This window comes from Pseudoroseomonas cervicalis ATCC 49957, from assembly GCF_000164635.1.
Lineage (GTDB): Bacteria > Pseudomonadota > Alphaproteobacteria > Acetobacterales > Acetobacteraceae > Pseudoroseomonas > Pseudoroseomonas cervicalis.
The window spans coordinates 530206-536117 of the sequence record NZ_GG770778.1 but is presented as its reverse complement, the minus strand read 5'-3'; the positions used below and the strand labels follow the sequence as shown (position 1 = coordinate 536117).

Annotated in this window: 5 protein-coding genes; 2 read left to right on the top strand and 3 right to left on the bottom strand. The window is 73.3% G+C overall.

Going from position 1 to position 5912, the window contains the following annotated elements:
• Positions 1-76 precede the first annotated feature (76 nt).
• The 3 genes from HMPREF0731_RS09620 to HMPREF0731_RS09610 all read right to left on the bottom strand — a co-directional run bounded on the left by HMPREF0731_RS09620 (position 77) and on the right by HMPREF0731_RS09610 (position 2904).
• Positions 77-535 (bottom strand): YccF domain-containing protein, encoded by a 459-nt coding sequence (locus tag HMPREF0731_RS09620; protein ID WP_211207917.1) that lies wholly within the window; start codon positions 533-535, stop codon positions 77-79.
• Between the two features lie 121 nt (positions 536-656).
• Entirely contained in the window at positions 657-1805 is a 1149-nt protein-coding gene (locus HMPREF0731_RS09615; protein WP_007003916.1) for a patatin-like phospholipase family protein, read from the bottom strand.
• Between the two features lie 109 nt (positions 1806-1914).
• Positions 1915-2904, bottom strand: a complete 990-nt coding sequence (locus HMPREF0731_RS09610) for a tripartite tricarboxylate transporter substrate binding protein (protein ID WP_007003915.1) — start codon at positions 2902-2904, stop codon at positions 1915-1917.
• Positions 2905-3112: 208 nt separating this feature from the next.
• Between HMPREF0731_RS09610 and HMPREF0731_RS09605 the strand changes: the two genes are divergently transcribed.
• Both HMPREF0731_RS09605 and HMPREF0731_RS09600 read left to right on the top strand, forming a co-directional pair.
• A complete protein-coding gene (locus HMPREF0731_RS09605; protein ID WP_007003914.1) occupies positions 3113-3715 on the top strand; it encodes a biliverdin-producing heme oxygenase in 603 nt (200 codons plus the stop codon).
• Positions 3705-5912, top strand: a 2208-nt coding sequence (locus HMPREF0731_RS09600; RefSeq protein ID WP_007003913.1) for an HWE histidine kinase domain-containing protein, incomplete at its 3' end; no start/stop codon positions are given. The genes HMPREF0731_RS09605 and HMPREF0731_RS09600, both read left to right, overlap by 11 nt.

Below are 5912 nucleotides of genomic sequence, written 5' to 3'. Positions count from 1 at the left end.
CTTCGCGCAGCGCCCGGGCGGCGGCCAGCCCCGCCGCGCCGGCGCCGACCACCAGGATGCCGGTCCGCGCCACGGCTCAGCGGCGGAAGCGGCCGAGCGCGGCCTCGCCCCGGCGCAGCGCCAGGGCATCGGCCAGCTCGGCCGGCACGATGCGCTTGCCCACCGGGAACAGCGCCGCCGCCGCCAGCTTCAGATGCGCCCAGGCGAAGGGCAGGCCGATGATGGTGACGGCGGCCGCCATGGCCAGCGTCAGATGCGACAGGCAGAGCCAGATGCCGGCCAGCAGGAACCACAGCAGGTTGGCGATGGCGCCGAGCGGGCCGCTGCCCAGGGTCGGCCTTCCATGCAGCTCCTCGGCCGAGACGATGCTGCGGCCGAAGGGGGCGAAGCTGTAGCTGGCGATCATCAGGCAGGCGCGCGCCCAGGGCAGGCCGATGATGGTCAGCGCCATCACCAGCGCGGCGAGCAGCCAGAACAGCGCCGGGATGAAGCCGAGGCCGGGGATGTTCCAGAGGATGTTCAGCAGCAGGGCCAAGCGGGGATCTCCAAGCGGCGGCCGGCGGAAGGCGGCGCCCACGCCCTAGATGGGGAGGCGGCGGGCGGATTTCCTCCCGCCGGCGCGGGCTTGTCCAGCGCCGGCGCGCATCCCGGCGGCGTCACACCTTGTGGATGTCATGCACCTGGATGCCGCTGCCGGGCGGCGGCATGGCCAGCCACTGGCCGTGCTGCAGCGTGGCGCGGGTGTCGGCGAGGCCCGCCTGCCAGTGCTCGCGCATGGTCTGGGCGCTGAACTCGTAATCCTTGGCCTGCCCCTCATAGACCTGGTGGCGGTAGATCAGGTGCAGGATCACCACCTCCGGCAGCCGCTCCAGCCGCTGCTTCATCGCCTTCTGCCGCTCGTCCAGCCGCTCGGGCGGGATCATCTCCAGCGCCTGCCGCAGCTGCATCTCCAGGTCGCGGATGCGGCGGTGGTAGTCGGTGACGGCGCGGGTGCGGCTGCTGAAGCGGATGTCCTTCTCCCGCGCCATGACGCCGGCCATGGCGCGCGGCACCGGCCCGCGCGCGCTGAACAGGTCGACCTGGAAGGCCAGCGTGTTGCGCCCCTCCAGATTGTCCAGCAGCTGGCCGAGCGGGGTGTTGGAGACGAGGCCGCCATCCCAGTAGTCGTCGGTGCCGACGCGCACCATCGGCAGCGCCGGCGGCAGCGCGCCGGAGGCCATGATGTGCGCCGCCGTCAGCCGCATCCCGGCGGTGTCGAAATAGGCGAAATTGCCGCTGCTGACCTTCACCGCGCCGACCGAGACGCGGATGCGGCCATCGTTCAGCCGGTCGAAATCGATCAGCTCCTCCAGCGTCGCCTTCAGGGGCGAGGAATCGTAGAAGGCGGTCGCGGTGCGGGCGCCGGGGGCGGAGAGCCAGGGGTTCGGCACATTCGGCGTGAAGAAGCCGGGCTGGCCGTGCAGCATGGTCAGCGCCGCAGAGGCCTCGTGCCGCCATTGCCGGAACAGGTCGCCATCCGGCAGCGGCGCCCAGACGCGGTTGTCGGTCACCCTCTCCCAGAAGGCGCGCAGCGCGGCGACGCGGCGCTCCGGCGGGTTGCCGGCGATCAGCGCGCCATTGACGGCGCCGATCGACACCCCGGCGATCCAGTCCAGCGCCACCCCGGCCTCGTGCAGCGCCTCGTACACCCCGGCCTGGTAGGCGCCGAGCGCGCCGCCCCCCTGCAGCAGCAGCGCCACGCGGCGGCAGCCCTCGGGCCGCCAGGAGTCCCGGGCGGGGCGCGTCTCCGCGGGGTGGATGTCCATCGCCTCACTCCTGGCCGGTGATCCCGCCAAGATGAGGCGCCGTGGCGGCCGCGCCAAGCCAGGGCGGGCGTTTTGCCGCCGCGCCGGGCGCCCGGCGCGGCGGCGCGGCTCACAGCTTCAGGCCGAGCCGCTGGATCATCGCCTTCTCCTCCGCATTGGTCTTCTGCGCGAAGGCGGCGTAGTCCTCGGGGCCGAGATACTGCACCGGCATGTCGTAGCGGTCGAGCACGGCGACATGCTGCGGGTCGTTCACCGCCTCGCGGAAGGCGGCGTCCAGCACCCGCACCACCGCCGGGTCCATGCCCCTGGGCCCCGCCACGCCATAGGGCGAGGTGGAGACGATATCGATGCCGAGCTCCTTCAGCGTCGGCGTGTCCTGGAAGCGCTTGGCGCGCTCCGGCCCCCAGGTGACCAGCAGCTTCATGCGCTTGTCGCGCACCATCTCGGCCCAGCCGGAGCTGTCGGCCAGCGCGTCGATCTGGCCGCCGAGCAGGGCGGTGGCGTTCTCGGCATAGCCGCGGAAGGGCACATGCACCCATTCGATGCCGCGCTGCCCGGCGATCTGCTCCATGGTGATGTGCAGCGAGGTGCCGACGCCCGGCGTGCCATAGGTGATCTTGTTGGGCGTCGCCTTGGCCGCCGCCAGGAACTCGTTGAAGCTGTTCCAGGGCGCGTCGGCGCGCACCACCACGCCGAACAGGTAGCCGGTCAGGTGGCTGATCCAGGTGAAGTCGCGGTCCGGGTCGAAGGGCGGACGCTGCGCCATGTGCGGGTAGCGGAACACGCTGATCGGCATCTGCGAGACGGTGTAGCCATCCGGCCGCTCGTTCAGCAGCGCCTGCGGGCCCAGGATGCCGCCCGCCCCGGCGCGGTTCTCCACCACCACCGGCTGGCCGAGCTTGCGCGAGGCGATCTCGGCGAAGGCGCGCATCTGCACATCGGTGGTGCCGCCGGCGCCCCAGGGCACCAGCATGCGGATCGGGCGGGCGGGAAAGGCGGGCTGGGCCAGGGCCGGGCGGGCCAGGGTCGGCAGCAGCGGCGCGAGCAGCGCACCGGCGCTGAGGGCAAGGGCGCCCCGGCGGGTCGTCTTGATCGTCATGTTTCCTCCGGCGTCCGGCCTTGGCGGCCGGCATCCGGGCCAGCATAGCGTCAAACCGCGCCTGCTGCGCAACCCGCCACGACCACCCGCCAAGCGTGAACTTGGCTGTGCTGCACAGCGGAATACCCCGCTGCCGCGATGGCCGCGCGCCGCCGGCGCGGGGCTTTGCCCCTACCGCCGCCCCCCCGATGCGCCTATATGGTGCAGAATGACCTTTCCACCCGGCGTGCCCCGCCCGGAAGGCCTACGCTGGCAGCTGCGGGCGGCGACGCAATCGCTGCACGCCGAGGTTGACCGCGTCGCCGGCCGCTACATCCTGACCGACCGCGCCGGCTATCGCGATTTCCTGCTGTTCCACGCCCGCGCCATGCCCGGGCTGGAGCAGGGTTGCGCGGCCGCGCTCGGCGCCGAATGGCCGGGCTGGGCGGCGCGCCACCGCAGCCCCGCCCTGGCCGCCGACCTCGCCCTGCTGGGCAGCGCCATGCCCGCCGCCCTGCCCGCCCCGCCGCTCGGCCGCGAAGCGGCGCTGGGCGCCGCCTATGTGCTGGAGGGCTCGCGCCTGGGCAACGCCATGCTGCTGCGCCAGGTGCTGGCCGGCGGCGACGCGGTATCGCAGCGCGCCACCGCCTATCTGTCGCACCGGCCGGAGGGGGAGGCAACGGGCTGGCCCGGCTTCCTCGCCCGGCTGGAGGCCGCCCTCCCCGACCCGGCCCTGTGGCCGGCGGCGGCGGAGGGGGCCTGCCTCGCCTTCCACCATGTCCTGGCGGCGTTGCGCCAAGGCCAAGCCGCCGAGCCTGCCCATGCCGTCTGACGCCTTCCGCGAGATCGCCCTGCCGGGCGAGGTCGACCTGACCAATTGCGACCGCGAGCCGATCCACATGCTGGGCAGCATCCAGCCGATCGGCTTCCTGCTGGCGCTCAGCTCGGACTGGGTGGTGCGGCGCGCCTCGGCCAATGCGGAGCAGCATCTCGGCCAGGCGCCCGAGGCGCTGCTGGGCGCGCAGCTGCGCGCGCTGTTCACCCGCGAGGCGATGCACCAGATCGGCGGGCGGATGCACCTGCTGCGCGGCGCGACCGCGATCGAGCGGCTGTTCGGCGTGGTGCTGCAGGAGGGCGGCCAGCCCTACGACCTCGCCCTGCACCTCTCGGACGAGCAGATCGTGCTGGAGGGCGAGCCCTCCGACCTCGACGACGCGCTGGAGGCCGGCACCACGGTGCGCGGCATGATCGCCCGGCTGCACCAGGCCGAGGGCTTCGAGGGGCTGTGCCGCGAGGCGGTGCGGCAGATCCGCGCGCTGACCGGCTTCGGCCGCGTCATGCTCTACCGCTTCGACCCCGACGGGGCGGGCGAGGTGATCGCCGAATCGCTGGCCAGCTTCATGCCCTCCTTCATGGGGCTGCATTTCCCGGCCTCCGACATCCCGCGCCAGGCGCGGGTGCTGTACGAGAAGAACCTGCTGCGGCTGATCGCCGACACCGAGGCGCAGCCCTGCCCGGTGCTGCCGCTGCTGGACCAGCAGGGCCAGACGCTGGACCTCTCGCTCAGCGTGCTGCGCTCGGTCTCGCCGATCCATATCGAGTATCTGCGCAACATGGGGGTGCGCGCCTCCATGTCGGTCTCGGTGCTGCGCAAGGGCCGGCTCTGGGGGCTGATCGCCTGCCACCATTCCGAGAGCCTGCGCGTGCCCTTCGAGCGGCGCACCGCGGCCGAGCTGTTCGGCCAGGTCTTCTCCCTGGTGCTGGAGAGCCGCGAGCGCGAGGCCGAGCTGGCGCGCGAGGCCGAGGCCAACCGCATGCACCACCGGCTGATGGCCGCGATCGGCGCGATGCAGCCGGGCAGCCATTCGCTGGCCGATTTCCTGGAGACGCTGGGCGAGGTCGTCGCCTGCGACGGCATCGGGCTGTGGAGCCGCGGCGCCACCTCGCTGCGCGGCCACACGCCGACGGCGGAGGAGTTCGCCGGCATCGTGCGCTTCCTGCACCGCGCCGCCTCCGGCACCATCTACGCCACCCACCGGCTGGGCGAGATGCACCCGCCGGCGGCCGACTATGCCGAGCGCGCCGCCGGGCTGCTGGCCATCCCGCTGTCGCGCGGGCCGCGCGACTACCTGGTGTTCTTCCGCCGCGCCATCACCCGCTCCGTCACCTGGGCGGGGGACCCGGCCAAGCCGGCCTCGGTCGGCCCGAACGGGCTGCGCCTGACCCCGCGCAAGAGCTTCGCCGCCTGGCAGGAGACGGTGGAGGGGCAGAGCCGCGGCTGGAGCGAGGCCGACCTGATGATGGCCGAGCGGCTGCGGGTGACGCTGCTCGAGGTGGTGCTGCAGCTGACCGACATGGCCGAGCGCGAGCGCCGCGCCGCCGCCGAGCGGCAGGAGATCCTGATCGCCGAGCTGAACCACCGCGTGCGCAACATCCTGGGCCTGATCCGCGGCCTGGTGAACCAGAGCCGCGGCCAGGCGCGCACGGTGGAGGAATTCGCCGCCATGGTGGGCGGCCGGGTGCAGGCGCTGGCGCGGGCGCATGACCAGATCACCACCGACCGCTGGCAGCCCGCGCCGCTCGACGAGCTGATCGAGGCCGAGGCCGCCGCCTATGCCGAGGGGCTGGGCGATGGCGTCGGCTGGCGCGAGCGGGTGCGGCTCTCCGGCCCGCGCGTGCTGCTCGACCCCGCCGCCTACACCACCATGGCGCTGGTGATCCACGAGATGATGACCAACGCCGCCAAATACGGCGCGCTGTGCGACCGGCACGGCCATGTCGGCATCCGCTGGAGCCTGACGCCGGAGGAGGCGCTGGAGATCCGCTGGCAGGAGGAGGGCGGCCCGCCGGTGCAGGCGCCGCAGCGCCAGGGCTTCGGCACCACCATCATCGAGCGCGCCCTGCCGCACGACCTGAAGGGCGAGGCGGAGCTGCATTACGAGCTGGGCGGCATCCGCGCCCGCTTCCTGCTGCCGGCCAGCTGCGTGCAGCGCGCCACCGCCGCCCGCCCCGACGCGCCGCGGGCCGAG

Bases quoted from the DNA above. Each gene is read 5' to 3' on its own strand.
- HMPREF0731_RS09615 (WP_007003916.1), bottom strand. From the start codon at position 1,805: ATGGACATCCACCCCGCGGAGACGCGCCCCGCCCGGGACTCCTGGCGG.
- HMPREF0731_RS09610 (WP_007003915.1), bottom strand. From the start codon at position 2,904: ATGACGATCAAGACGACCCGCCGGGGCGCCCTTGCCCTCAGCGCCGGT.
- HMPREF0731_RS09605 (WP_007003914.1), top strand. From the start codon at position 3,113: ATGACCTTTCCACCCGGCGTGCCCCGCCCGGAAGGCCTACGCTGGCAG.